Origin of the sequence: Streptomyces sp. NPDC049627, from assembly GCF_044465645.1 — a bacterium.
Lineage (GTDB): Bacteria > Actinomycetota > Actinomycetes > Streptomycetales > Streptomycetaceae > Streptomyces.
Genome location: NZ_JBITLW010000006.1, coordinates 443,740 through 468,496 on the forward strand (window position 1 = coordinate 443,740; position 24,757 = coordinate 468,496).

Genomic DNA, 24,757 nt, shown 5'->3' on the forward strand with positions numbered 1-24,757 from the left:
GGATCAGGACTCCACAGGCGTGGACTCGTAGTTGAGGCGCGCTACCGACAAGGCTGCGGGCAGCCTGAGGTCCTTGCGCAGCTCGATCACGGCCTCGTCGTTGACCACGCCAGGTTCGCCGAAGATGAGCGCCGAGATCGGCGTGGAGTACAGGTGCTGTACGACGATCTCGTTGAGGATTTCTGTCACAAGCTCGCGCGACACCTCCGTCGTCTGCCGGAAGTGCGCCCACGCGGTCAACAGCTCCCGGCACTCCGCGTCGACCCGGTCGTCGGCCAGCGCCACGTTCCAGCCCTGGACGAGCGCCTCTTTGACGTCCTCCTTCTGCTCCGCGGCCGCCAGCATGACCTGCAGAACGTACGGATCGACGCGGGGGTCCAGTAGTGAGAGGAAGGCCCGGTGGCCGGCCAGGTGCTTCTTCTCGGTGGCCCACTTGATCACGGTGTTCCACACGCGGGGCAGTTGGCCCTCGCGGGCGGCGATGTCGCGCAGCGCCCGCTGTGCCACGAGTACGGCGCCGTCGGAGTCGGGCCGGTCGAGGATGTGCCGCAGGCGGACGAGGGCCTGGCGCGGGTAGTGGTCGGCGAAGTCGCCCTGGCAGACCAGAGCGACAACGGTCGCCACGGCTTCTGAGGTCTCTTGCGCCGAGTCCAGCAGCAGGGAACGGACCTCGGCGCCCAAGGTGTCCGCCTCGGCGGCGACCGTGAGGACGCGAGCGATCAGCTGCAAGTGCTCGGGGCTGCTGTCGCCGTTGTCGATCCAGGCGTGGATCTGCTTGATGACGCGGATGTCGTTCTCCGCGACGGCCAGCTCGACCAGTAGGTCGCCGATGGGGGCGAGTCGATCGGCCCCGGGCCCCTTGGGCGACGTGATGGTGTCGAGCCATGCCAGCAACGGCGGGTGGATGTCGGCGCGTTGCTGCCAAAGGTGGAGCAGGACGGCACGAGCGTAGCCGCGCTGGTGGTCGAGGGTGACGGTCCGCCCAGTGACCTTCGCTCCCAGGGCCTTGAGCCGGGTGGTCAGATCGGGCCCGGTCAGGATCGTCCGAACGCTGGTCTCCCGCGGCTCGTCCAGGAGCATCCTGGATCCGTCCTGGATGGTCAGCGCGTCCTTGTTGTTCAGGAACAAGGTGGAGACGAGCAGAGCGCGGTCCTCCGGCTTGTCCTCCGTCTCGGCGAAGACCTTCTGGACGTCGGACCACCATTCCTGGAAGGCGCTGAGCGCCGCCTTCAGCCCCTCTGTGGAGTTCACGGCGGAGGCGAGCTTGTCGGCCAGGCGCGCGCCATCCGCAGGACGGCTGTCATCGGTCAGCAGATGCGCGGCCTCGCCGACCAGACCTGTCCCGGAGGAAGCCGTGTTCAGCCAGCGCAGCCGGTCCGGCCGGTGATGCACGTACTCCAGGTGCGTCCGTGCCACTCGTTGGGCGCAGGGCTTCGTCGTTGCGCGGACGACGACCCGGGCCAGGGTCCCGGAGGCGGCTTCGGGCCACCCGTGCTCGTCGGCGATCACGACCAAGTACGAGCCCACATAGAGCAGCTCCTCGGCGTAACTCACCAGCTGCTCCGCGAAGTTCCCCACGTTGCGCCAGGAACTGATCTCCGCGGCCACGTCCAGCAGGTATCCCGTGCCCGGCTCGTCGGGCAGCACGGAGATGTCCGGGGAGCGGGGCTTCTCCCAGTCGGGCCGGATCTCCCGAAGGGCCAACGGCCTGCCGGGAGCGGCCTGTTCCTTCTGGGAGATCTCCCACAGGGCCTTGATCCCGGCGGTGCGTTTGCCGTAGCCGGCCGGTCCGACGACGACGGCCAGCCGGGGCCCACCGCCAGTCAGACGATCGATGGCCTCTCCCGCCGTCCGCACCTCCTCGTCCCGCGAACTCAGTCCCACCCACGCAAGGCGCACGACGTCGAGCTCCGCCTGTGGAATCCCGGTCACCGGCAGCTGCGGCTTGCTCGTCATGGTGACGGAGCCGGCGGCCACGATGATCTTCGAGTTGTGGTTGTTGCCGACGTCCACCCGCAGTTCGGGCGTGGGTATGGGGACCGGTGGAGCGGGAGGCAGGGGCGGAACGGCGTCGGGAGCGCTCTCCTCGCTCACCGGCCTCCCTCCGGCGTCCCGTAGTGGAAGCCGCCCGAGGCGTTGATGGCACCGCCGGCGATGACGACCTGGCTGTTGGTGTTGTGGTGCACGCTCGTCCGCGCGCCTGAACCCTCATCGGCCTCTTGAACCTTGGCAGCCAGCTCCTGAAGATCTTGCGCCGCGTCCGGATGCCGCTGGAGGAAGGCCGCCAACTGGATCAACAGGTCACCGCGCAGCCGCTCCTCCACCGCTCCGCGTTCACTTTCAGGGCTGTCGACGAGCTGCTGCCGTGCCGTGTCGATCAGTCGCAGTACCTGCCCGGCGCCCTGCTCACCGTCGCGACGAAGGATTCGGGCCACCGCACCCCGTACCGAGTCCCAGGTGCTCCTGACCATCTCGGTGACGAGAGCGGCAGCTCCCACACCCGCGACCTGCATGATGTCCAACGCGTCCCCCATGGTCGTTCCCCTGCCCAGTGAGGTGCGCAGGGGTCGGTGGCATATTCGACACATCAGGGTGGATGTCGGCGTGGATATCGGCAATCGAAAGTATTTGCCATATACCGGAATGAGTAATTATCAAGCGCTCGAATCTGGCCGATTCGGATCCCGGGTGCGAGACGCCGGGCCTGGCAATCCTTCGTAAGGCCCAGGATGGGCGGCAGTTCATGCTTCAGCTACGGCGTAACTTGGCCAAAGCGCCACTTTAGGTGATTGTCCGGAACCGAGTAGAAAGCACTGGTGTGAGTGATGTGAATCCGGTACGCGCACGGTGACAGAGAGGCGGGCCGGGCCCCGGCGGTCCGGGACAGGTGAGCAGGCCCTCGCTGGCGGGTCGGGGGATGATGCGCGCAGAGTTCTCGGCCGCATCGGCGGATCTTGGCCTTGAGCTCGACAAGTAGAGCGGACCGGTGTGGTTGATCGCGAATATGGCAAATGGCTCGAAGTGGGCGGGCAGGTAGGGGCAGACTGGTTGCATGCAGCTCACTCAGGTGCGAAGTCGCCTCTTTCGTAACATCGTTGACAGCGGCAATGTCGATATCGCGCCGGATGTCACCGCACTGGTCGGCAAGAACGAGAGCGGAAAGACGGCACTGCTGTCGGCGATCTATCGCTTCCACCCTGTGTATCCGCAGGACTCCTTCACCTTGGGGCAGGACTATCCGCGGTGGAGGAAGGTCCCCGACACTCGCTCAGGAGAGATCAAGAACGCCAAACCGATCACCTGCACGTTCACCCTTGACGATGAAGACCTGAAAGCTGTCACCGACGTGCTCGGCCCCGGTGTGATCAAGGGGCGCTCGTACTCACGATCCATTCCTTACGAGGGAACCAACACGGTCATCCTGCAGGTCGACGAAGCCGTGGCTCTGGACAACCTGTACGCCGACGAAGAAGTGTCCCCGGCATTGCGTAGCGTCCTCGGAACGCGGAGCCTGGCCGCTGCCCTCGAGCAAGCCGACGGCCTGGCCGCCGCGGAAGACTCGGACTACACCGCGGTGGACGTCGATCTCTTCACCAGGGCGGCGCGCCAGCGGCTGGGCGACAGTGCGAGTGCCTGGCAGCGGGCCGTACGCATCCTGCGCGGCCGCGAGCCGAAGTTCTTCTACTTCAGCGACTACCAGAACCTTCCCGGTCGGATCGCCCTGACGGAACGCGTAACACCTCCCCGAGCAACCGGTGCAACCTAGTAAACCTACTCCCACTGACAAGGCATCGTACGAGGATCTCGTCCCACGTACCCACTGAGCGAAACCGCCCGCGCCTTTCTATTCGGTCTCGATGGCATCGTTGTCAGCTTGTGCCGTGAGCCAGGTCCGCCGAGCCACATCGAGTTCGCTACGCACACGATCCCTACGCCGTCGGGGGAACTCGTGCGGCAGCAACCACCGTCCGACACCGGGATCTGGCCCGGTCACATGCCAGGCGGGAATCCCAGCCAGCAGACCGCGCAGGCACATGTCCGAAGTGCCGCCGGTCCCAGGGTCCAGGCGGGTGTGGAAGGCGATGATCAACCGCGGGTGCTCCTGCAACAGCATCCGAGTGTTCCGCTCGGGCCCGGCCGATCGCCACGCTTTTGGCCGTGCCTGTCGCTCGGCCTGCCAGTCCACCGGGTGACAGCGGTGGTGATCGCCGTTGAGTCCGTTCCGCTCGCACCAGAGGTGTGCTGCTTGATCTGCACCCGATGCAGCGCCCTCGATCACTACGAGCCGGTCACCGTAGCGCGCTGCTAGTCGGTCCAACACCGCGGCGACCGTGCCGGGCCAGGCCCACCGCCGGTCGCCGCACACCAGCACGCGGGGATCAGCCAGTTCCACGCGGCTCCTCGTCTTCTCCGGCCTCGTCGTCGGCCGGCCCTTCCTCGACCGCTTCGTCGTGCGGCATAAAGGACGAGGAGTCGGTCTTCCGCTCCTGGCATTCTGCAATCGCGAACGCGTTCTCGAGTCCCCTCAATTCTCGCTCGCCGATCAGTGAGGCGATGGGCCCGGTGATGTCGGTGAATACGATACGCGTTCCGGAATTGGAGATCCTTCGCACGAGGTCTCCGAGGGACGTCGGCAGTCGCGAAACGGGGACGCGATCCGCGTAGCTCAGCGGTGAATCCAGCCAGGCGCACGTGTGGAGCATATAATTCAGCGCACACGCCTGACTGGCTGCTTCAGTGGCACGGTCACGAGCCAATGCATCTTTGATCGCCTGGCTCAAGAACTCATCCGTGCTCTTTCCTGACGCCTTGGCCCAGGCGCGGATTCTTCTCTTCACCCCGGGCGCGAACGGGATGCTCATCCGCAGCATTCCGTCCGGCCCTGGGAAGAGGGTGCACAGCACGTCAATGGGAAGGGAGTCCTGGAGTCGCTTCCATACCTTTCTGATGGCAAGCTCCTCGTCTCGCGCCGACACGAGAACGGCGATGCTTTTTCCATCGCGTGACGAGGCCATTGGCATTCCGCTGATCCGTCGCGCGGCCTTCAGCTCGACTCCGCGTACGGTCCGAGTCAGGATGATCTCAATTGCGTGCAGAGACATGGGGACTCCAGGTCAGTAGAGCGAAATTGGGCCGTCGGGAAGCCAACCTTCCACGTATCCAAAGACCAGAAGGGCCACGCCTTCGGGTGAGACATCGCGGTGGCGAGTTCTCAGCTCGCTGATTTTCCAACGGGTGTGTGATGGAGACATCGTCAGGAACGAATCTGACTCTTCCGCGCTGATCCTTACGATGAAAACGTGGGAAACCGTGCGCTGGTCGTGCTCCCAGCATTCCGGCTCTCGCGTTTCGTGAACTCCATAGACGGATCCGAAACGCGGGTTCGAGATGCGAAATCGGTCGGCCAGGTACTGAGCGGCCCCGTCCTTGAAATCGGCGTCGCGGGTGAGGAGTGTCTGCGGGACTGTCCAGCCGGCGCAGCATCCGCCGCACAGCATCAGGCGGTCCTGGTCGTCCAGGAGGAGCAGGAGGACTCGGTGGTCGGCGACTGACGGGGCGTGGGAGGTTGCCATGCGGTCAGGCTGCCGCCTAGCTACTCAAGTAGCAATCGCGATGCCGCCCCATGGGTGACAGGTTCACTCGGGCAGTGCCAGATGCGCGCTGCGCGCCGTGGCCTGCCTGCACCGCCAGCGTGCACAGGTTGCACCAAATTCAGGCGTTGCACCGCACCCTGCACACACGACATGAGCTGCGAAAACGCTGCACAGGCGTTTGGGATTCGGGGCTGCCGCGTTTCGGGGGGTCGCACGCCACCAGGCCTGACCTGCGGCGACGGAATTTCCCACACATCCCACGAAGGCAAGGATCTCGGCGAGATCCGGCGACTAGCCTAGCGGATAAGGGATCGAGAATGGGAAGGTTCTCGTTTCCGCAGGTCAGAAGGGATCTGCGGGGGATGCTTGGGGTTGCGGTCGCGGGGGCGTACGTGGCCGGGGCGGGCGGCCAGGAGGCCGGTGATCGCCTCCGGTACCACCAGGGCGGTCAGGGCGGTGAGCGGTGTGCGCCAGCCGTCGGTGATGTCGTGCAGCAGGCCTGTGGCGAGTGGGCCGAGGCCGGCCAGGAGGTAGCCGGTGGTCTGGGCCATCGCCGAGAGGTCGGCGGCGGTCCGCGGGTCGTTCGTGCGCAGGCCGAGGAGCGTCATGGCCAAGGGGAAGGCGGCGCCGGTCGCCGCGCCGAGCAGGCACACCCATACCCAGCCGTGGGCAGGGGCCAGCAGCAGACCTGTGAGGGAGATCGGCTTCGCCGCGATCACGGCCACCACGAGGGACCGCTGGCTGCGCATGCGGGCGGCGGCAAGGGGCACGACGAAGCCCAGCGGGATGCCGATGGTCAGCATCACCGACATCATCAGGCCGGCCTGGGCGGGTGAGTAGCCGCTCGCCTGCAGGATCCTGGGCAGCCACGCCACCAGTACGTAGAACATGAGCGACACCAGCCCGAGGAACGCCGACACCCACCAGGCGAGCGCACAGCCCAGCAGGGATACGGATCCTCCGGGCGACCGGTGCATCGCCCTCGCCCCCGGCCTTGGCCTCGGCATCGGGGCTCCCCGCACGGCCAGCAGCCCCCACACCGCCGCAGCCGGCACCGCCGGTATCGCCCACACCGCAAGAGCGAACTGCCAGCCGGCCGCGGCGGACAACGGCACCGCGGCCCCGGCGGCGAGGGCGCCCGAGCCGGCCATGAGCGTCATGGTGAGGCCGGTGAACAGGCCGGCCCGGTCGGCGAAGTGGTCCTTGACGACCGCGGGTACCAGGACGTTGCCGACGGCGATACCGGCCCCGCACAGCACCGTCCCGGCGAAGAGCGCCGGCGGCCACGGAACCGCCCGCACCGCGGCGCCGAGCGCCAGTACCGAGGCGGCCGCGCACACGGCGGCGTGCGTCCCGAACCGGCGGGCGAGCGTGGGCGCGAGCCAGGCGAAGGCGCCCAGGCACAGCACCGGCAGCGTCGCCAGCAGGCCGATCCGGGCGCCGGACAGGGCGAGTTCCTGCTGCACGTTCCCGATGAGCGGCGGCATCCCGGTCATCGCCGCGCGCAGATTGACGGCCAGCAGAATCAGGCCGGCGACGAGCCACAGCCTGGTGTTCACGTGTGCTCCCCCGTGCACGTGCGGTCCCCGTGGATGTGACGGCGGCCCCCGCCTCCGCACAGGAGAGGGCCGCCGGGCTTTCGAGGCGGGTTCCGTCAGACGCTCACGCCGTGCCAAAAACGCTCACGCCGTGTCAGACGCTCACGCCGTGATCGACCGGACACGTCGCCCTGCCCGCGGCGCGGAACGCCGCACCGGCAGTCCCACCGGAGACGGTCGTGCCGAGCTGCTTGAGGATCTCGTCGGACAGCAGGTCCTCCTTGCCCTTCAGGGCGTCGGCGACCTTCGCGTCGGAGACGAACACCAGCTCCGCGGCGATGTTGTCCTGAACGATCCGCGCCAGGTTGTCCAGCGCCACTCCGATCGGGTCCGACGGCACCTGTGCCGTGGGGATGTCGATCAGGTGGGTGGCCACCTTCTTCTGGTTCATCATCGGCTTGATGATGATCTCCGCCTGGTTCAGCACCGACGTCGTCCAGATCGACAGCACCACCGTGTACAGGTCGGCCCAGGCCTCCTCCCCGATCTGCGCCCGCCACTTCCGGCACAGGCCCTGCACGCCGGAGATCTGCGCCGCCGAGGCGTGCTGCATGTTCACCCGGATCGACGGATAGACGCGCCGCGCGAAGTCCTGGAACGAGGCGATGTCGAAGGCGCGGGCGCGGACGGAGTCGGCGATGAAGGTCAGCGCCTCGTCGAGGATCTTCGCGCAGGAGTTGTGCAGCTCCTGCGGCAGGTTCGCCGCGGCGAGGTTGTTCTTCCCGGTGGTCAGGGTGTCGGCGAAGGATTGCAGCGGCGTGGTCCAGGCGTCGGTGCCGGGGCCCTTCATCGCCACCATGTCGAGGTCGTGGGCGTCGATCCGGTCGGCGTTGGCGACGTTCGGGACCTTGTCCGACAGGTACTGCGCGATCGTGGAGTAGATCCCGAGCGGCACATGGGCGAGGGACTTCGCCAGCTCGAACTCCTCGGCCACCGGGTGCTCGACGTACTGCTTGCCCTGGTGGACGAGGGTGAACGTGCCGCCCTTCGCGTCGTTCTGCACCACGATGACGGGCCCGAGATTCCTGACCAGGTCGGCTTTCAGCGCCGCGTAGTTGGCGCGCATCGCGGCGTTCACCGCGCGGAGGGAGTCCCGGGCGGCGGTCCGCGTGGTCACCGTCTCCGCGATGGGGGTGGCGTCGAGGGCGGCGGACGCCGTGGACGCCGCTGCAGCAGCGGGCGGCCGGGTGGCCGTATGGCCCAGGAAGGTCGCGGCGCCGATGCCGCCCGCGCTGCCGATGAAGGTCCGGCGTGTTGCCATGGCTTGCTCTCCGTAACGCATGGGTCGTCAGGTGTTCCCGCCGTGGGGGAAGCGGTGGTGTGGGGGGAACTGACCCGCCGGGAGCCGCTGAGGGCCGGGACGCGGGGAGCAATGCGAGGAAGGGGTCCCTCTCCGGCAGCGTGGGGCTGGAGGGAGGCCGGAGAGGGGGGAACTGCGGGGCGCGCCGGCTCGGCGCGGTGGGGGAGAGGACGCCGGCGCCAAGCCGTGGAGCACGCCGGCGCCAGGCCGTGGAGCACGCCGGCGCCAGGCCGTGGAGCACGCCGGCGCCAGGCCGTCGAGCCCCCGCGGCGGCGTCGTGCCCGACGTCTTCGCGTCAGACCAGTTCCTTGCCGGACGCGACGACCACGCCGTACGCGTCGGCGATGGCCGCCAGCGCACTGCGGTGCAGCTCGTCGGCGGACACGTCCACGATCGACCGGGTGGCGCAGGCGTCCGCCGGGACGGTCGGCCTGTTGCCGCGCAGGGCCGCGGACGCGGTCGTGTACGCGATGCACATGTGGGTCATGAACCCGGCGACGATCACGGTCTCGTTCCCGGCCTCGTCCACGAGCTTGCCGAGGTCGGTGCCGTGGAAGGCGTCCGGGGCCTGCTTGACGACCACGGCCTCGCCGTCGGCCGGCGCCACGTCGGGGTGGATCCGGCCGATCTCCGTGCGGATGTCGTACGGCGAACCCTCGCCGCCGTCGTGCTGGACGTGGATGACCGTGGCGCCGGCGGCGCGGGCACGGGACAGCAGGTCCGACGCCGCTTCCAGGGCGGGCTGCCAGCCGTCGAGTTCCATCACACCGCGGGTGTAGGTGTTCTGGTAGTCGACGAGGACGAGCGTCGAGGACGCGAGGGCCGCGGGGGTGTGGTCGGCACCGCCGAGTTCGCGCAGCGTCTTGCTTGCCACAGGTCTTCTCCAAAGGTCCACATGTTCAACACTCTGTTGAACGTGTATGCGACGCTATGGCCCGAACCGGGGGGTGGGCAATGACGCGCTCTATGCAGAAACCGACACCCATGTCCGCGAGGGAAACAGGGGGTTGCAGGGTGGGGGCCGTGAACCGACTGATGGTGATGGTGCTGTTCGAAGGGGTCGACCTCCTCGATGTCACCGGCCCGCCGGAGGTGTTCTCCCTCGTCCCGCGCGAAGTCCTGTCCAAGACCACGGAGCGCGCCGGCTACGAGGTCGTGCTCGCCGCCGAGACCCTGGAACCGGTGACGACGGCGGCGGGCGTACGGATCCTGCCCGACACCACGTTCCAGGACGTCGGCGCACGGGCCATCGACACCCTGCTGGTGCCCGGCTCGGTGGAGGTGGACAGCGAGCGCCGCGTCCACCCCGTCACCGAACCCGGCACGGTGGCCCGGGTGAAAGCGCTGGCCGGCCGTGCCCGGCGCGTCGCCTCGGTGTGCGTCGGCGCGCACATCCTCGCCGCCGCGGGGCTCCTCGACGGCAAGCGGGCCACCACGCACTGGTCGACCGCGCAGCGGCTCGCCGCCGACCATCCGGCGGTGCGGGTCGACCCGGATCCGATCTTCATCCGCGAGGGGGGCGAGGCCTCCCCGGAGGTGTGGACCGGCGCGGGGATCAGCGCCTGCCTGGACCTGTCGCTCGCCCTGGTCGCGGAGGACTTCGGCGAGCAGGTCGCGCTGCGCGTCGCCCGCCAGCTCGTGATGTACCTGAAGCGGCCCGGCGGGCAGTCCCAGTTCAGCGTGCCGCTGGAGCGGGTGTCCACGACACGGCGCATCGAGGATCTCCGGCACCACATCCTGAACCACCTCGACCAGCGCCTCACCGTCCCGGAGCTGGCCGCGTACGCGCACGTCAGCGACCGGCAGCTCACCCGGATCTTCAAGGCGGAACTCGGCACCACGCCGCACGCCTACATCGAGTCGCTCCGGGTCGAGACGGCCGGCCATCTGCTGGCGACCACCGACGACACGCTGGAACGCATCGCCTCCGGCTGCGGTTTCGGCACCGTCGACACCCTCATCCGGGCGTTCCGCCGCCGCCTCGCCGCGACGCCGAGCGAGTACCGGGCCAAGTTCCGCGGGACCACGGCCCAGCGGGCTTCCTTGACCTCAAGTTAACTTGAGATTTTACGTTGCTCTCGCGGGCCGCCCGGAGGCACCCGTGAACTCCCTTCACCAGCAACGGAATCGAGGCACCCTCATGTCCCAACCCCCGCTCAGGATCGGCGTCCTCATCGGCAGCGTCCGCCCCGGCCGTTTCGCCGACAAGGTCGCGCAGTGGTTCGTCTCCGAGATCGGCCGGCGTGACGACATGGAGACGCACGTCATCGACCTGTCCGAACCCGCCCTCGCCGACGAGCTCAAGCTGACCCTGGAACGGTCCGCCGCCCCGGACGACGCCCCGACCCTGGCCGAGCGCATCGGCGGACTCGACGGGTTCGTCGTCGTCACGCCCGAGTACAACCACGGCTACCCGGCCGCCCTGAAGCTGGCCATCGACTATGTCTACCGCGAGTGGCGGGCCAAGCCGGTCGGCTTCGTCTCCTACGGCGGTATGGCCGGCGGCCAGCGGGCCGTCGAGCAGCTGCGTCAGGTCTTCGCCGAGCTGCACGCCGTCACCCTGCGCGACACCGTCGGCTTCGCCATGGCCTGGGAGCGGTTCGACGAGGAGGGCCGCCCGCACGACCAGGACGGCACCGCCAAGGCCGCCGCCGTGCTCCTCGACCAGCTCGCCTGGTGGGGGCTGACCCTGCGCGAGGGCCGCGCCGCCAGGCCGTACGACGGCTGAACAGGCCCTCAGGACATCGCGACCCGGGCGAACCGCCCCGCCACCCGCAGGTCCCGCTCCACCCGCCCGGCCGTCTCCACGAGCTCCGGCAGCACGTCCCGTACGCACTCCTCCACGGACCGCCGCGCCGCGTGCATCGCCACGTTCACCGCGGCGACCACCCGGCCGCCGCGGTCGCGCACCGGTACCGCCACCGAGCGCAGGCCCTCCTCCAACTCCTCGTCGACCAGGGCGTATCCGCGGGTCCTGACGTCCTCCAGTACGGCCGTCAGCGTCGCGGGATCCGTGGTCGTACGCGGCGTCAGCGGGGACAGGCCCCCCAAGTGCCGTTCCCCGGCGGGGAGATCCGCCAGCAGCACCCGGCCCAGCGAGGTCGCGTAGGCCGGCAGTCGCGTGCCGACCGCGATGTCGACGCTCATCACGCGGGCGGTGGCCGCCCGGGCCGTGTACTGGATCTCCTCGCCGGACGGCGTCAGTACCGCCAGGGACGCCGACTCGTGGACCCGGTCGGCCAGTTCGGCCAGGTGGGGAGTGGCGATCCGCGCCAGGGACGTCCGGGACAGGGGCGGAAAGCCCAGCGACAGGACACGGGGCGTCAGGGAGAAGGCACGCGCGCCCGACGGGCGGACCAGGCCCAGATGCCCGTACGTGATGAGTGCCCTGCGTGCCGTGGCCCGGGACAGTCCCGTCGCCTGGGCCACGTCCGTGAGCGTCAGCTCGGCGCGTCCCTCGCCGAAGGCGGTCAGTACGGTCAGCCCGCGCGCCAGCGACTCGACGAACTCCCTGCCCAGTTCCTGTTTGGAGGCGCCCGTCCAGGTGGCCAGGCCCGCCGGAGCCGCCTCGCGGCGCGGCTCCGGGGCACCGCGCAGCTCGCGTTCCATCTCCGCCACCGCCGTGCGCAGGCGGGGGAGGAGTGTGTCGCGCAGGTCCGCCGCCGTGTGGCGGCTGGTGTGGCTGACCACGCTGGCCACGCAGGCGATGCGGCCGCCCGCCCGGGGATCCCGTACCGGGACGGACACGGCGACCAGCCCCGGTTCGATCAACTGGTCGTCCAGCGCCCAGTCGTCCTCCCGGGCCCGCGCCGCCCGGCGCTCGAAGGCCGTGTCGGACGACATGTGCTCCCGGGGCGGCACGGCCGGAAAACCGCGGTCCTCGGGGTCCGCCGCCCGGCGTGCGCGCCAGGCCTGCCACTCCGCGTCCGACCACTGGGTGGCGAACAGCGGGCCCGGCGCGGTGCGTTCGGCCGGCAGCAGGTCGCCGATGCGGAAGCTGAGGGACATCGCGCGGCGGCGGGTCGCCTGGTGGATGAAGCGGATGCCGTCGCGGTCCCCGACCGCCAGCGACACCGACTCGTCCAGCTCGTCGGCGAGCGCGTCCGCGTGCGCGGCGAGGAGGGCGGGCAGGCCCAGGGCGGCCAGGTAGGCGTTGCCGAGTTCCATCACGCGGGGTGCCAGCAGCACGTCACGGCCGTCGAGACGGACGTACCCCATGCGGGCGAGCGTGGACGCGATCCGGTCCACCGTGGAGCGGGCGAGCCCGGTGGCCTTCTCCAGCCCGCTCGCGCTGAGCGTCCCGCCGGCCTCCGTCAGCCGCCACAGCACCGCGACACCACGGATCAGCGGCGTCACCGCCTCGGCAGGTACGGCAGGGGCGTCCTGGATCGTCTTCGCGGGCATCGGCTCTCCGGTGGGGCGTTCACGGCAGGCCCCACCGTAATCCGCCGCAGGCCCGCTCCTCAGTCACGCTTGCTCCCGCGTCACCCGCACCCGGTAACTCCCCGCCAGGTCCGCCTCCACCACCGCGACCCGCACCCCCCGCTTCGCGTCCCGGAACTCCTCCCCGGGAACGAACGTCGCGTCCGAGAGTTCGGCGTGGACGTTGGGGCTGCGGGTGCAGCCGCCGCTGTCCTGCCGGGAGTCGTGGACCTGCACCGGCCCCATCCCGGTGTCCACGTCCGCGTCGACCTTGTAGACCAGCACGCCGGGCCGGCACACCGTCTCGTCGTTGCCCTCGCGCGTGCGCACCTCGACGGCGTATCCGGTGCGGCGGTCCAGCGGGATGAACACCAGCTTCGGACCGCCCGCGCGGGCCAGCGGCGTCAGGGAGTACTCGGAGGTCCCGCGGGCCGCCGCGCACCGTACCTGCGCGGCGTCCAGCCAGCCCAGCTTCCACTTGTGCCAGCCGAGCAGGTCGTTGTTGGCCCCCCAGTCCTCGCTCATGATGTCCCAGTGGCCGACCGCGCTCCCGCCCTCGGCGGTGTACAGGTCGGGCAGCCCGAAGACGTGGCCGTTCTCGTGGGGGAGGACGCGGTAGCCGGTGCGGTGGTAGGTGCCGGAGCCGTCGTCCTGGCGGGAGTAGACGAAGGAGGCGTTCGCGACCGAGACGCCGTCGGCCACCGGGGCCTCGGTGTTGCCCGCGAAGGACACCGACAGGACGGTGTCCAGGGCCGACGGGCCGGCGTTCGGCGTCACCAGCACGTTCAGGAAGTCGTACGCCCGGAAGTCCACCTCGGGATCGGCCGCCGCCACGATGTCCTGGACCAGCTCGCGGTACCCCGGGTCGAAGGGCGCGCCGCGCTCTATGCCGTACGCGTGGAACGACTGGGGCATGCGCAGCCAGCCGCGGATCGGGGTGCGGGGGCGGTAGTCGAGGCGGCCGTAGGAGCTGGTGCGGAACCACTCCTGGGTCTTCGGGAAGAACTCCGCGAAACGGTCGAGGGCCTTGCCCTGGCCGGGGGCGTCGGGGAAGTCGACCATCACGGTGAGGGCGTGGACGGTGCCGGTGGAGCGGGAGTAGCCGCGTACCGTCGGCACGCCCTCCGACATCTGGACCGCCGGCCGACCGCTGATCATGCAGGGGCCGAGAGGGGAGGAGCGGGCCAGGGCGATCGGTCCCGCCTGTGTTGCCGTCGAGGGGCCCGCCGTGTGGCGCCCGGTGCCCGCCGAGGTGCCGACCGCCAGGGTCAGGGCGGTCACGGAGGCGAGGGCAACCGCACGGCGGGGGCGTATCCGACGGCTCGGCTGCATGCAGGGGCCCTTCCGTCCATGACAGCTCGCCGGCCGCGCGCTGTGCCCTCTCGATCACCCTGTGGCGGGGCATGCGCGGGCGCGCGCTGGAAGAGACCGAACGTGGGTTCTTGGAACGGAAGAATGTGATTCAGGTCACATGAAAGTTTTCCGGAGGCGGGAAATAACCGGGGAGCCCTTCCCCGTTTAGCCATGTGTCCGAGCGAAACGGGGACAGCTTCCCCGGATCGCCTCCCACTGGAACTCAGGAGTACGCCGTGCAGACCGCGACCCCCGTAACGCGCAAGGCGAGCCGGCCGCGCGCCGACGCCCTGCGCAACCGGGAGCGGATCGTCACCGCCGCCCGGGAGATGTTCGTCGAGTTCGGCCCCGACGTGCCGCTGGACGACATCGCCCGCCGGGCCGGCGTCGGCAACGCCACGGTGTACCGCAACTTCCCCGACCGCGACGCGCTGGTCCGCGAGGTCGTCTGCTCCGTCATGGAGCGCACGGCCGCGGCTGCCGAGCGCGCGCTCGCGGAGACCGGGGATGCCTTCGGGGCCCTGGAGCGCTTCGTGCACACCGCCGCCGACGAGCGGATCAGCGCGCTGTGCCCGATGGTCCAGAGCACCTTCGACCAGCACCATCCGGATCTGGAAGTCGCACGCGAGCGGGTCGAGCAACTGGTCGTGGAGATCATGGACCGCGCCAAGGCGGCCGGCCAGCTCCGCTCCGACGTGGACGTCGGTGACGTCCTGCTCGCCGCGGCCCAGCTCAGCCGGCCCCCGGCCGGGACCGGGTGCCACATCGCCGACCGCTTCGTCCACCGCCATCTGCAGCTGTTCCTGGACGGACTGCGGGCCCCGGCCCGCTCGGTCCTGCCGGGCACGGCGCTGACCATGGAGGACCTGCGCCAGGCCTGACCGTCACCTCGACCGATCAGTCCCGACCGATCAGTCGATTAGTTCAGAGCACCACAGCAGTCATCACAGTCATCACATCAGCGACTCTCACCGGCCGTCACAGCCGACGAGCCGTCCCCTTACCTTTCACTTTTTCCGTCACGAAGTCCCGAAGTGGGTACCCCCATGTCTGAAACGGCCGCAAAGGCTCCCGGCACACCGGCGACATCCGGTGACGCCAACCGCTGGAAAGCGCTCGTCTTCATCGCGCTCGCCCAGCTGATGGTCGTCCTCGACGCGACCATCGTGAACATCGCCCTGCCCTCCGCCCAGCAGGACCTGGGCATCTCGGACGGCAACCGCCAGTGGGTCGTCACGGCCTACGCCCTGGCCTTCGGCGGACTCCTGCTCTTCGGCGGCCGGATAGCCGACCTGTGGGGCCGCAAGAACGCCTTCGTCGTCGGCCTGGTCGGCTTCGCCGGCGCCTCCGCGCTGGGCGGCGCGGCCACCAACGAGGCCATGATGTTCGGCGCCCGTGCCCTGCAGGGTGTCTTCGGCGCACTGCTCGCGCCCGCCGCGCTGTCGCTGCTCGCCGTGATGTTCACGGACGCCAAGGAGCGCGCCAAGGCGTTCGGCATCTACGGTGCCATCGCCGGTGGTGGCGGTGCCGTGGGCTTCATCCTCGGCGGCGTGCTCACCGAGTACATGGACTGGCGCTGGACGTTCTTCGTCAACATCCCGTTCGCGATCGTCGCCGCGCTCGGCGCGTACTTCGTGATCCGTGAGCCGGAGGGCGGCCGCAACCGCAACCCGCTCGACATCCCCGGCGTCCTGCTGTCCACCCTGGGCCTGGTCGCACTGGTCTACGGCTTCACCCGCGCCGAGTCCGACGGCTGGGGCGACTCCATGACCGTCGGCCTGTTCGTCGCCTCCGCGGTGCTGCTGCTCGCCTTCGTCATCACCGAGGCGAAGGTCAAGGCCCCGCTGCTGCCGCTGCGCGTGGTCACCGACCGCAACCGCGGCGGGATCTACCTCTCCCTCGGCATCGCGATCATCGCGATGTTCGGCACCTTCCTGTTCCTCACCTACTACCTGCAGATCGTCAAGGGCTACTCGCCGATCAAGACCGGCTTCGCCTTCCTGCCGATGATCGTCGGCATGATGGTCGGCTCGACCCAGATCGGCACCCGCCTGATGACCCGCGTTCCCGCGCGGATGCTGATGGGCCCCGGGTTCCTGGTCGCCGCGCTCGGCATGTCCCTGCTGACGCAGATGGAGATCGGCTCGTCGTACGCCTCGCTGGTCCTGCCGTCGATGGTGCTGCTCGGCCTCGGTATGGGTACGGCGTTCATGCCGGCCATGTCCCTGGCCACCCTGGGCGTCGAGCCGCGGGACGCCGGTGTGGCCTCCGCGATGGTCAACACCTCGCAGCAGGTGGGCGGCGCGATCGGCACGGCCCTGCTGAACACGATCGCCGCCTCGGCCACCACGTCCTACATCGCCGACCACATGGCCGGTGCGGCCGGCCGGTCCCAGCAGCAGCTGGTCCAGCTGGAGGGCATGGTGCACGGCTACACCAACGCGATCTGGTTCGCGGTCGGCATGCTGGTGCTCGCCGCCGTGCTCGTCGGTGTCCTCGTCAACGCCGGCAGCCCGGACACCACCACGGTGACCGGCTCCGGTGCCGAGGTCGAGGACGAGGTGGCGGTGCCGGTCGTCGCGCACTGAGTCCGACGACGACCGTACGGCCGTACCCCTTGGGACCAGGCGTACGTACGGGGATGGGGACGCTCCGTACGTACCGCCTCGCAGGATCTGCCCCGGCTCCGCTGAATGAGCGGTTCAGCGGAGCCAGGGCAGGTCCGCACCCGCTTCGCTCGGCTGCAGGCCCTCGGCGACGATCTGCATGATCTCGCCGAGGGCTCTTTGCTGTTCGGGGCTGAGGCGGTCGAACAAGGCCTGGCGTACGGCCTCCACATGGCCCGGGGCCGTCTGCTTCAGCACCTGGAGGCCCTGGTCGGTCAGCACCGCGAACTGGCCCCGCTTGTCGTCGGGGCAGTCCTCGCGCCGCACCCAGCCGTTCTTCTCCAGCCGGGCGACGGCGTGCGAGAGCCGGGAGCGGGTGATCTTCGCGTACATCGCCAGCTCGGTCATCCGCAGCCGGCGGTGCGGGGACTCGGCGAGCTTGACCAGGAGGCCGTAGTAGACGTGCGGCATGCCCGCGTCCCGCTGGAGCTGGCGGTCCAGGTAGTCCTCGAGCAGCGTGGTCGCGTCGATGTAGGAGCGCCAGACGCGCTGCTCCTCGTCGGTGAGCCAGCGCGGTTCCTCCCCGGGCGCGGGGCCGGACGCCGGTGACGCGGAGGGCGATGCCGTATTCATGTACTCCACTGTACGAGAGCTCTCCTTGAAGTTTTAACTACCTGGGCGTACGGTCGGACACAAGTTTTAGATTTGAAGCAACTGAGACTTCAGGTCCCCGGAGGGAGCCACCACCATGTCCGCCGCCACGCAGGAGCGCATGCCTGCTCTCTACCTCAGCCACGGCGCACCGCCGCTCGCGGACGATCCCGTATGGCCCGGTGAGCTCGCCGCCTGGTCGGCCGGCCTGCCACGCCCCAAGGCGATCCTCATGGTCTCCGCCCACTGGGAGGAGGCCCCGCTCGCCATCGGTGCCACCGCGACCGTTCCTCTCGTCTACGACTTCTGGGGATTCCCCGAGCACTACTACCAGGTGAGGTACGCCGCGCCCGGCGCTCCCCAACTCGCCGAGTCCGTACGGAAACTGCTGCGCGCCCCCGGCATACCCGTGCAGGACTTCCCGGACCGCGGCCTCGACCACGGCGCCTACGTCCCGCTCGTCGAGATGTACCCCGAGGCCGACATCCCCGTCCTGCAGATCTCCATGCCGACCCTGGACCCGCTGAAGCTGATGGAGATCGGCCGCAAGCTGGCGCCGCTGCGCGACGAGGGCGTCCTGATCGTCGGCTCCGGCTTCTTCACCCACAACCTGGCCGCCCTGCGCCAGGGCGGCATCCCCGCCTGGTCGGTGGAGTTCGACGACTGGGGCCGCCGGGCACTGGAGAGCCGCGACTGGGACGGGCTGCTGGACTTCCTCCACAAGGCCCCGGCCGGCCGCTACGCCCACCCGCGCACCGAGCACTTCGCCCCGCTGTTCGTGACGATGGGCGCGGCGGACGCGGCGGGCGAACTGGACGGCCAGAAGTCCGTGATCGACGGGTTCTGGATGGGGCTGGCGAAGAGGTCGGTGCAGTTCGGCTGAGGCTCGCCTCCCGCCCGGACTCAGAGCTCCTTCTCGTACCAGGCGACGTCCCAGTACCGGCCGAACTTGCGGCCCACCTCGCGGTATGTGCCGACGTACCGGAAGCCGAAGCGCTCGTGCAGCCGCACGGACGCCTCGTTCGGCTGGGCGATGCCCGCGTAGGCGCGGTGCACGTCCTCCCCGGCCAGGGCCTCGAACAGGGCCTTGTAGAGAAGGGTGCCGACACCGCGCCGCCCGGCGTCCGGCGCGAGGTAGACCGTCACCTCGACGGAGGTCTCGTAGGCGGGCTTCACCCGGAAGGCGCTGGATGTGGCGTACCCGAGAATCCGCTGTGAATTGCCTCCGGCGTCCGCCTCCACGGCAACCATCAGCCGATGCGGCCCGTCTTCAGGGTGGGAGAGCAGCCAAGGGCGGCGCTCTTCCGGCGTGAAGACCGCGGTATCGAAGGTGATGGGCGTCTCACGTGCGTAGTGGTTGTAGATGTCGGTGAGGGCGGCGAGGTCGCTGTCGACCCCCGGCCTGACCTGCACCTCTCTACGTTCCGACGGCATCGGGCCTCCTCGTGTGGCCGGACAGGGTACTGCAAGATCAGAAAAATAGGGGGGCGGGTTGGGAATTCTGTCCTGATTCCAGTCGTTGTTTCCATCGAATGCCGGGCACTCGAGGAGAGTCCCAAGCGTTCACGGACCACCCGCCAGCCCACATCGCAAGGGAGCACGCATGGCAACCCGTGCCGTCGCCCGTCGTCAGTCCGCCACCGGCGAGGCCGTCGACGCGGCAAGCAGTGTTCGCGCCCATGGCGGCGAGATCGCGGACCGCGACCTGGTCGGCATGTACCTCGACGAGATCGCGCGTACGCCGCTGCTCGACGCCGCCAAAGAGGTCGAGCTGTCGCAGATCATCGAAGCGGGTGTGTTCGCAAGGCAGGTCCTCGACGGATACGAGGAGTCCAAGGCGGACGCCACCCGTGAAGAACTCGAAGCCCTGGTGGCCGAGGGAGAGCGCGCCAAGGACATCTTCATCCGCTCCAACCTCCGCCTGGTCGTCGCGGTGGCCCGCCGCTACCCCCGCAGCGGCCTGCCCCTGCTCGACCTGATCCAGGAGGGCAACGCCGGTCTGGTGCGCGCGGTGGAGAAGTTCGACTACCGCAAGGGCTTCAAGTTCTCGACGTACGCGACGTGGTGGATCCGTCAGGCCATCACCCGCTCGATAGCCGACCAGTCCCGCACCATCCGCCTCCCCGTCCACCTGGTCGAGGAGCTGGGCCGCATCCGCCGGGTCCAGCGCGAGTTCAACCGGGAGAACGGCCGGGACCCGGAGCCCGCCGAGATCGCCGCCGAGCTCGGCTCGACCCCGGAGCGCGTCTCGGACGTCCTCGACTGGGCCCGTGACCCGGTCTCCCTCAACATGTCGGTGGACGACGAGGGCGAGACCCAGTTCGGCGACCTGCTGGAGGACACGTCGGCAGTCTCTCCCGAACAGTCCGTCCTGACCCTCCTCCGCAGCGAGGAACTGGACGACCTGATCGGCCGCCTCGACCAGCGCACGGCGTCCATCATCAAGATGCGGTACGGCATCGAGGACGGCCGGGAGCGCACCCTGACCGAGGTCGGCAAGGAGCACGGACTGACGCGCGAGCGGATCCGGCAGATCGAGAAGCACGCCCTGCTGGAGCTGAAGAAGCTGGCGCGCAGCACCGGCTTCGACGCGGCGGCGTAACGGCGTACGCCGGGTGGCGAAAGACCGCGCAAACATGGCGATGTAACGCCGCTTCAACCGACTGGCCCCCGGGAACAAGACCTCAGGGCAAGGAAGTTCGAGCCCTGAGGTCACCGGTCCTGGACCCCGGACCGGCCCCGACGGACGCATCACGGACCCGTCAGTCCCCTCACCACAGACCTGACCGACCACCAACAAGCCAAGTCCCGACGCACTCCCCCCGGCGCCGGGACTCTCCCCGAGCCGGGCTTCGGCGCCTATCCCCCCTGGGTGCCGGGGCCCGGCTCCTTGGGCTCCGGAGCCCGGACAGGCCGGACGGGTGGGCCACCCCGTACCTGAACCACGGGGTGGCCCACCCGGATGGCAGATTGTGCCACATGGGCATAGCCTGCCGGACGTGAGCAGCTCCACCCCCGCACAGCCCTCCGCCGCCACGCCCCCCTCGCTGACAGAGCGACGCAAGGCGGCGACCCGCATGGAGATCGCCCGCGCCGCGGCCGGCCTCTTCGTCAAACAGGGTCTGCGGGCCACCCGGGCCGAGGACATCGCCCAGGCCGCCGGAGTCGCGCCGCGCACCTTCTACCGCTACTTCGCCACCAAGGAGGAGGCGGTGGCCCCCCTCTACGCGGCCGGCGCCGACCGCTGGTCGGCCGCGGTCCGGAACGCCCCCGCCGACCTGTCCGTACCCGAGGCTCTGGAACACGCCGTCCGGTACACCCTGACGCCGGGCGCGGGCGTGTCCGCGTCCTCCTGGGAGTGGATCCGCACCCTGGTCCGCCTGGCCACGACGAGCCCCGCGCTGCGGAAGGTGTGGGCGCAGGTGTGCCATGAGGGGGAGGCCAGTCTGGCGGCGGTGCTGTCCGAGAGAACCACCGCCCCTTCGGACGCCCCCGACAACGTTGCCGTCCCCTCGTCCCCCGACCTCCGCTTCGCCGCCACCGTGGCCGCCGCGGCCGTACGCGTCGCCGTCGAGACCTGGGCGTCGGGCGAGGCGCCGCCCGAGGGGCCGGAGGGTCCGGCGGCACTGGCGATGCGGAATCTGGGGGCCCTGAGGGATTTCCCGTGGGAGGACATTGCGGTGCCGTGAGGGGCCGGCGCGGGCCGTGCTGGGGACCTGCGGCCCCCAGCCCCCCGCTTCGGCCCTGAAGGGGCCTCGTCCTCAAACGCCGGACGGGCTGAATCGCCGGCACCGGCGTCGAGAGGGGGAGCCCCCTGATGGTGGGTGGGGATCGGGACGGCTCCACCCACCCTCAAACGCCCGGACCAGCCGAAATGCCAACACGGGCGTCGAGAAGCGGAGCCCCCTACGGGTGGGTGGGGGATCGGGACTGCTTCGCTCATCCTCGAACGCCGGACGGGCTGAAACGTCGGGACCGGCGCTCGAGAAGCGGGGCGTACCCCCACGGGCCCGCAGTCGCCCGCGGCGGGAAGGGGACGTGCCGGGGGGTGTTCGCCCGCAGCGGCGGGCGTCAAAAGAGAGCACCTCTCTGCCCAACGGCAACCGCCCGACCGAGGACGGACACCCCCCGGCGCGGCCCCGACCCCCCACCGCCCGCAGGCGCTACGCGCACCCCCACCCCACCCGCACAGGCGCCGCAGGCATCACGCGCACCCCCACTCACCCCGCACAGGCCGCCGCAGGCACCCCCGCCCAACCGCCGGAGGCAACGGCAACCGTCACCCGAGCGGCCCGCCCTCCCCCGACGGCACCGGCCCCGCCCGGTCCAGCAACCCCGTCCGGGCCGCCAGCGCCGCCGCCTCCAGTCTTGAACCGACTCCCAGCTTCATCAGGACCCGTTGGACATGGGTGCGTGCCGTCGAGGGGGCGATGCCCATGCCCGCGGCGATCAGGCGGGTGTCCTCGCCGTCGGCCACGCGGACCAGGACCTCGACCTCCCGGGGCGTGAGCATCTGCAGCAGCCGCTGCCCCTCGTCGTCCGGTTGAGCCGCGGGGTTGAGCAGCTCACTGAACGCCCCCTGCAGCAGCTGTGGCGCCACCGCCGCCTCCCCCGCCCGTGCCTTCATGATCGCCCGCTCGACACCCTCGATGCGCTCGTCGTGCCGCACATAGCCGGAGGCCCCCGCCGCGAACGCCGCCGCGATGCCGCGCGGGCTCGGCACAGGGCCCAGTACCAGCACCGCGACCTGAGGGCGTTCCCGCTTGATCTTCAGCACCGGGTCGAATATCCCGGGCTCCGCCGGCGTCGCCGTCCCCAGCAGGCACACCTCCGGCGCCCGCGTGATCACCAGCTCCGCCGCCCCCGCGGCAGGCGCCGCCGCGGCCAGCACCCGGTGCCCCCGCAGCTTCAGCGCCGAAGCCAGTGCCTCGGCGAGCAATCGGTGGTCGTCGACCACCATGAGCCGCACTCCCATCGAGCAACCCCCCAGTCCCCCCAATGGATCCCCATCACTGCCCAGGACCGGCCGCGCCGGTCCGGATGCCTCACTGCGGAGGCCCCGCTATGGATGCCCACTGGTCCACGCGGACAGAAGCCCCCTCCCGGCTCCCCCGCCTTTCATGCCCCCGGAAGCTACACGCTTGTTCGACATTGCGCTCCCCCTCCCGGGCAGAAGTGCCCCGGAACGGCGGAATTTCTGGCTTTTCCCGCATTCGAGGACGATGAACGGTAAGCGCACGGCCCCGCTCCTGACCAGGAACGGGGCCGTCACCTCTCGACCGATTCGTCAGTCCGCGTCGGTCCGCCTCAGTCCGCCGTACGGCCGAACGCGATCACGTGGTACTTCTTCTGGAACGAACTGCCCAGATCGCTGGCGAACTTCTCCGCCATGTACAGCCGCCCCTGCGCATAGACGATCTCGGCGTATTCCGGAGACATACGCGTCTCCGCATCGCGCACCGTCCTCGCGGCCGGGTTCTCCAGCAGCTTCGTCTCCTTGAAGCTGCCCCCGTCGATGCTGACGATCTGCCCGCCCTTGTCGTACGGCGGACGCTTGTACGCGATGATGTTGCCGCCGTCCATGCGCAGCGGCGTGATCGTGTACCGGTCGCCCGCATCCGCACGCTGCCCGGTCTGCTTGCCGGTGGTCAGGTCGAACGCGACGATCTCGTTGGTCCGGCCGTACTCGCCGCCGCCCTGGTGTTCCTCGGTCTCCACGTAGAGCCGGTCGTTGCCCACCACGACTCCCGTGCAGGACTCGATGGCGGTGACGCCGGAGCAGCGGGCCGCGAACTGGTCGCCCGGCACGGAGATGCGGATGCGCAGCTTGCCGGTCTTGTTGTCGATCGAGAAGACGTCCGTGATCCCGATGGCGTCCTTGGACTGGCCGACCTCGGCGGCCACGACGAGCGGCTCGGTGGAGATGACGCTGGCGTACTCGACGCCCTCGGCCATCTTGTACTCCGAGATCACCCGCCCCGTCTTCTGGTCGATCGTCTGGATGTGCAGCTGGGGATTGTCGTAGCCGCCGCACTTGGCGACCGCGACCAGCTTCTCGCCGCCTGCGTACCCGAGGTCGTAGCAGGCGTTCTCGGGCTTGGGGACCCACAGCTGCTTGCCGGACCTGATGTCGAAGGCGGCACCGCCTCTGGTGCCGCCGGCCGCGACGGTGCCGCCGCTGACGGTGAGGTTGTCGTACCGGATCGGTTCGCCCTCGACCTTGGCGGTCTTCGTCCACAGCTTCTTGCCGGCGTCCAGGTCGATCGCCGCGACCTGGGTGCAGCCGTGCGAGGGCTTGTCCTTGGTCGGCTTCGCGGGCTCGAAGGCGATGGCCGTCAGGTTGTCCTCGGTGGTGCGCCTGCTGGCCTGGCAGACGGGGCCCGGCAGCGGGATCGTCCACAACTCGGTGCCCTTGTCGGGGTCGTAGCCGACGATCTCGTAGACGCCGCTCTTGACGTACGTCCGGTCGGTGAGCCACGAGCCGGACACGGTGATGCTGCTGTCGTCGGGGACAGCGGGCGCCGGGATCTGGAAGAGGACCTGGGAGTTGGGGTCGGACGGCACCTTCTCCTTGCCGGGGGTGGTGCTCCCGCCGCCGCTGCCGTTGCCGTTGTCCCCGCCGCCCGTGCCGCCGCTGGAGCTGGCGGTGTCGTCCTTGCCGCCCTCGTCACCGGACTGCTTGTACAGCACGACACCGCCGATGACCAGCGCGATCGCGACGACGGCCGCCACGATGACGGCGAGTTGCGTGTTGACCTTCCGGCCGCCGCCGCCCGGCCCGCCGGACTGGGGGTGCATCGGCGTGGTCGCGTGCGGATAGCCGTAGCCCGGCGGCTGCTGCCCGTACGGGTTCTGCGGCTGACCGTACGCACCGGGCTGCTGGCCGGGATGGCCGTACCCGGGCGGGGCGGCGGGCGGGGGTGTCTGCGGGGCGCCCTGGGGCGCCTGCGGGTAGCCGTACGCGGGCTGCGGCGGCGTGGGCGGACCTTGAGGTGTCTGCGGGTAGCCGTAGCCCGGCGCCCCTGCGGGCTGCGGCGCCTGCGGAGGCTGCGCGGGCGGCTGCTGGGGCGCGCCGAAGCCACCACCCGGCTGCTGGGGCGGCTGGTCCTGCGGCGGGCCGAACCCTCCCCCGGGCGGGGGCTGATGGGGCGGCGGAGGCGGCTGGGTCATGGCGTGGGTACCTCGGGGGACAGGGCGACGGACGCGGTGGGGACGGCGGAAGGGGAGAACGGG

General features: G+C 69.9%; 22 protein-coding genes. 8 read left to right on the forward strand and 14 right to left on the reverse strand.

Translation table 11 applies throughout. From position 1 onward, the window contains the following. Positions 1–3 precede the first annotated feature (3 nt). Both ACIBU0_RS19120 and ACIBU0_RS19125 read right to left on the reverse strand, forming a co-directional pair. Positions 4–2,094: a hypothetical protein gene (locus ACIBU0_RS19120; RefSeq protein ID WP_133928810.1), complete on the reverse strand. Its 2,091-nt coding sequence runs from the start codon at positions 2,092–2,094 to the stop codon at positions 4–6. Then, positions 2,091–2,534, reverse strand: a complete 444-nt coding sequence (locus tag ACIBU0_RS19125) for a hypothetical protein (protein WP_133928809.1) — start codon at positions 2,532–2,534, stop codon at positions 2,091–2,093. Before ACIBU0_RS19125 ends, ACIBU0_RS19120 begins: the two co-directional genes overlap by 4 nt. A 518-nt stretch (positions 2,535–3,052) precedes the next feature. Between ACIBU0_RS19125 and ACIBU0_RS19130 the strand changes: the two genes are divergently transcribed. Next, a complete protein-coding gene (locus ACIBU0_RS19130; RefSeq protein WP_398819373.1) occupies positions 3,053–3,766 on the forward strand; it encodes a hypothetical protein in 714 nt (237 codons plus the stop codon). A 78-nt stretch (positions 3,767–3,844) separates the two neighbouring features. On the opposite strand, the gene ACIBU0_RS19135 is transcribed toward ACIBU0_RS19130, so the two are convergent. From ACIBU0_RS19135 to ACIBU0_RS19160, 6 genes are all read right to left on the reverse strand, one after another. Beyond that, the gene (locus tag ACIBU0_RS19135; protein ID WP_166662365.1) at positions 3,845–4,393 is read right to left on the reverse strand and encodes an SLOG family protein; all 549 of its coding nucleotides are present in this window, start codon (positions 4,391–4,393) and stop codon (positions 3,845–3,847) included. Further along, the gene (locus ACIBU0_RS19140; RefSeq protein ID WP_208299042.1) at positions 4,380–5,102 is read right to left on the reverse strand and encodes a hypothetical protein; all 723 of its coding nucleotides are present in this window, start codon (positions 5,100–5,102) and stop codon (positions 4,380–4,382) included. The genes ACIBU0_RS19135 and ACIBU0_RS19140 overlap by 14 nt, the downstream gene beginning before the upstream one ends. A 12-nt stretch (positions 5,103–5,114) precedes the next feature. Further along, positions 5,115–5,573, reverse strand: a complete 459-nt coding sequence (locus ACIBU0_RS19145; RefSeq protein ID WP_133928803.1) for a hypothetical protein — start codon at positions 5,571–5,573, stop codon at positions 5,115–5,117. Between the two features lie 317 nt (positions 5,574–5,890). Next, positions 5,891–7,153 (reverse strand): CynX/NimT family MFS transporter, encoded by a 1,263-nt coding sequence (locus ACIBU0_RS19150; RefSeq protein ID WP_398819377.1) that lies wholly within the window; start codon positions 7,151–7,153, stop codon positions 5,891–5,893. Positions 7,154–7,286: 133 nt separating this feature from the next. Further along, positions 7,287–8,453 carry a hypothetical protein gene (locus ACIBU0_RS19155; protein WP_398819380.1) on the reverse strand — a complete coding sequence of 389 codons (1,167 nt, stop codon included), beginning with the start codon at positions 8,451–8,453 and terminating at the stop codon, positions 7,287–7,289. Between the two features lie 334 nt (positions 8,454–8,787). Next, positions 8,788–9,366 carry a cysteine hydrolase family protein gene (locus tag ACIBU0_RS19160; RefSeq protein ID WP_398819382.1) on the reverse strand — a complete coding sequence of 193 codons (579 nt, stop codon included), beginning with the start codon at positions 9,364–9,366 and terminating at the stop codon, positions 8,788–8,790. Positions 9,367–9,506: 140 nt separating this feature from the next. Here ACIBU0_RS19160 and ACIBU0_RS19165 point away from each other — a divergent pair, with 140 nt between their 5' ends. Together ACIBU0_RS19165 and ACIBU0_RS19170 are read left to right on the forward strand one after the other, a co-directional pair. Beyond that, a complete protein-coding gene (locus ACIBU0_RS19165) occupies positions 9,507–10,550 on the forward strand; it encodes a GlxA family transcriptional regulator (RefSeq protein WP_398819385.1) in 1,044 nt (347 codons plus the stop codon). An 82-nt stretch (positions 10,551–10,632) separates the two neighbouring features. After that, positions 10,633–11,220: an NADPH-dependent FMN reductase gene (locus ACIBU0_RS19170; protein ID WP_398819388.1), complete on the forward strand. Its 588-nt coding sequence runs from the start codon at positions 10,633–10,635 to the stop codon at positions 11,218–11,220. A gap of 8 nt (positions 11,221–11,228) precedes the next feature. Here the strand turns inward: ACIBU0_RS19170 and ACIBU0_RS19175 are convergent, their stop codons facing one another. Together ACIBU0_RS19175 and ACIBU0_RS19180 are read right to left on the reverse strand one after the other, a co-directional pair. Further along, the gene (locus tag ACIBU0_RS19175; RefSeq protein ID WP_398819391.1) at positions 11,229–12,896 is read right to left on the reverse strand and encodes an IclR family transcriptional regulator C-terminal domain-containing protein; all 1,668 of its coding nucleotides are present in this window, start codon (positions 12,894–12,896) and stop codon (positions 11,229–11,231) included. 63 nt (positions 12,897–12,959) lie between these two features. Next, positions 12,960–14,246: a M6 family metalloprotease domain-containing protein gene (locus tag ACIBU0_RS19180; protein WP_398819394.1), complete on the reverse strand. Its 1,287-nt coding sequence runs from the start codon at positions 14,244–14,246 to the stop codon at positions 12,960–12,962. A gap of 257 nt (positions 14,247–14,503) precedes the next feature. Here ACIBU0_RS19180 and ACIBU0_RS19185 point away from each other — a divergent pair, with 257 nt between their 5' ends. Together ACIBU0_RS19185 and ACIBU0_RS19190 are read left to right on the forward strand one after the other, a co-directional pair. Further along, positions 14,504–15,148 carry a TetR/AcrR family transcriptional regulator gene (locus ACIBU0_RS19185; protein WP_398819397.1) on the forward strand — a complete coding sequence of 215 codons (645 nt, stop codon included), beginning with the start codon at positions 14,504–14,506 and terminating at the stop codon, positions 15,146–15,148. 165 nt (positions 15,149–15,313) lie between these two features. After that, entirely contained in the window at positions 15,314–16,855 is a 1,542-nt protein-coding gene (locus ACIBU0_RS19190) for an MFS transporter (protein WP_398819400.1), read from the forward strand. A gap of 114 nt (positions 16,856–16,969) precedes the next feature. Here the strand turns inward: ACIBU0_RS19190 and ACIBU0_RS19195 are convergent, their stop codons facing one another. Continuing rightward, complete coding sequence (locus ACIBU0_RS19195) at positions 16,970–17,506, reverse strand: MarR family winged helix-turn-helix transcriptional regulator (protein WP_398819403.1); 537 nt, start codon at positions 17,504–17,506, stop codon at positions 16,970–16,972. Between the two features lie 115 nt (positions 17,507–17,621). Here ACIBU0_RS19195 and ACIBU0_RS19200 point away from each other — a divergent pair, with 115 nt between their 5' ends. Further along, entirely contained in the window at positions 17,622–18,407 is a 786-nt protein-coding gene (locus ACIBU0_RS19200; protein WP_398819406.1) for a dioxygenase, read from the forward strand. Positions 18,408–18,427: 20 nt separating this feature from the next. On the opposite strand, the gene ACIBU0_RS19205 is transcribed toward ACIBU0_RS19200, so the two are convergent. After that, on the reverse strand, positions 18,428–18,958 hold the full coding sequence (locus tag ACIBU0_RS19205; protein ID WP_398819409.1) for a GNAT family N-acetyltransferase: 531 nt from the start codon (positions 18,956–18,958) through the stop codon (positions 18,428–18,430). Positions 18,959–19,127: 169 nt separating this feature from the next. On the opposite strand from ACIBU0_RS19205, the gene ACIBU0_RS19210 reads away from it, so the two are divergent. Both ACIBU0_RS19210 and ACIBU0_RS19215 read left to right on the forward strand, forming a co-directional pair. Beyond that, on the forward strand, positions 19,128–20,126 hold the full coding sequence (locus ACIBU0_RS19210) for an RNA polymerase sigma factor RpoD/SigA (protein WP_398819411.1): 999 nt from the start codon (positions 19,128–19,130) through the stop codon (positions 20,124–20,126). Between the two features lie 397 nt (positions 20,127–20,523). Further along, positions 20,524–21,213 carry a TetR/AcrR family transcriptional regulator gene (locus ACIBU0_RS19215; RefSeq protein WP_398819414.1) on the forward strand — a complete coding sequence of 230 codons (690 nt, stop codon included), beginning with the start codon at positions 20,524–20,526 and terminating at the stop codon, positions 21,211–21,213. A 590-nt stretch (positions 21,214–21,803) separates the two neighbouring features. On the opposite strand, the gene ACIBU0_RS19220 is transcribed toward ACIBU0_RS19215, so the two are convergent. Both ACIBU0_RS19220 and ACIBU0_RS19225 read right to left on the reverse strand, forming a co-directional pair. Further along, positions 21,804–22,499 (reverse strand): LuxR C-terminal-related transcriptional regulator, encoded by a 696-nt coding sequence (locus ACIBU0_RS19220; protein WP_398819417.1) that lies wholly within the window; start codon positions 22,497–22,499, stop codon positions 21,804–21,806. Between the two features lie 332 nt (positions 22,500–22,831). Beyond that, entirely contained in the window at positions 22,832–24,694 is a 1,863-nt protein-coding gene (locus tag ACIBU0_RS19225) for a PQQ-binding-like beta-propeller repeat protein (protein WP_398819420.1), read from the reverse strand. Positions 24,695–24,757 lie beyond the last annotated feature (63 nt).

Excerpts from the sequence above, each read along its gene's own strand:
- ACIBU0_RS19125 (WP_133928809.1), bottom strand. The coding sequence starts at position 2,534 with ATGGGGGACGCGTTGGACATCATGCAGGTCGCGGGTGTGGGAGCTGCC.
- ACIBU0_RS19130 (WP_398819373.1), top strand. The coding sequence starts at position 3,053 with ATGCAGCTCACTCAGGTGCGAAGTCGCCTCTTTCGTAACATCGTTGAC.
- ACIBU0_RS19140 (WP_208299042.1), bottom strand. The coding sequence starts at position 5,102 with ATGTCTCTGCACGCAATTGAGATCATCCTGACTCGGACCGTACGCGGA.
- ACIBU0_RS19145 (WP_133928803.1), bottom strand. The coding sequence starts at position 5,573 with ATGGCAACCTCCCACGCCCCGTCAGTCGCCGACCACCGAGTCCTCCTG.
- ACIBU0_RS19155 (WP_398819380.1), bottom strand. The coding sequence starts at position 8,453 with ATGGCAACACGCCGGACCTTCATCGGCAGCGCGGGCGGCATCGGCGCC.
- ACIBU0_RS19170 (WP_398819388.1), top strand. The coding sequence starts at position 10,633 with ATGTCCCAACCCCCGCTCAGGATCGGCGTCCTCATCGGCAGCGTCCGC.
- ACIBU0_RS19175 (WP_398819391.1), bottom strand. The coding sequence starts at position 12,896 with ATGCCCGCGAAGACGATCCAGGACGCCCCTGCCGTACCTGCCGAGGCG.
- ACIBU0_RS19180 (WP_398819394.1), bottom strand. The coding sequence starts at position 14,246 with ATGCAGCCGAGCCGTCGGATACGCCCCCGCCGTGCGGTTGCCCTCGCC.
- ACIBU0_RS19190 (WP_398819400.1), top strand. The coding sequence starts at position 15,314 with ATGTCTGAAACGGCCGCAAAGGCTCCCGGCACACCGGCGACATCCGGT.
- ACIBU0_RS19195 (WP_398819403.1), bottom strand. The coding sequence starts at position 17,506 with ATGAATACGGCATCGCCCTCCGCGTCACCGGCGTCCGGCCCCGCGCCC.
- ACIBU0_RS19200 (WP_398819406.1), top strand. The coding sequence starts at position 17,622 with ATGTCCGCCGCCACGCAGGAGCGCATGCCTGCTCTCTACCTCAGCCAC.
- ACIBU0_RS19205 (WP_398819409.1), bottom strand. The coding sequence starts at position 18,958 with ATGCCGTCGGAACGTAGAGAGGTGCAGGTCAGGCCGGGGGTCGACAGC.
- ACIBU0_RS19210 (WP_398819411.1), top strand. The coding sequence starts at position 19,128 with ATGGCAACCCGTGCCGTCGCCCGTCGTCAGTCCGCCACCGGCGAGGCC.
- ACIBU0_RS19220 (WP_398819417.1), bottom strand. The coding sequence starts at position 22,499 with ATGGGAGTGCGGCTCATGGTGGTCGACGACCACCGATTGCTCGCCGAG.
- ACIBU0_RS19225 (WP_398819420.1), bottom strand. The coding sequence starts at position 24,694 with ATGACCCAGCCGCCTCCGCCGCCCCATCAGCCCCCGCCCGGGGGAGGG.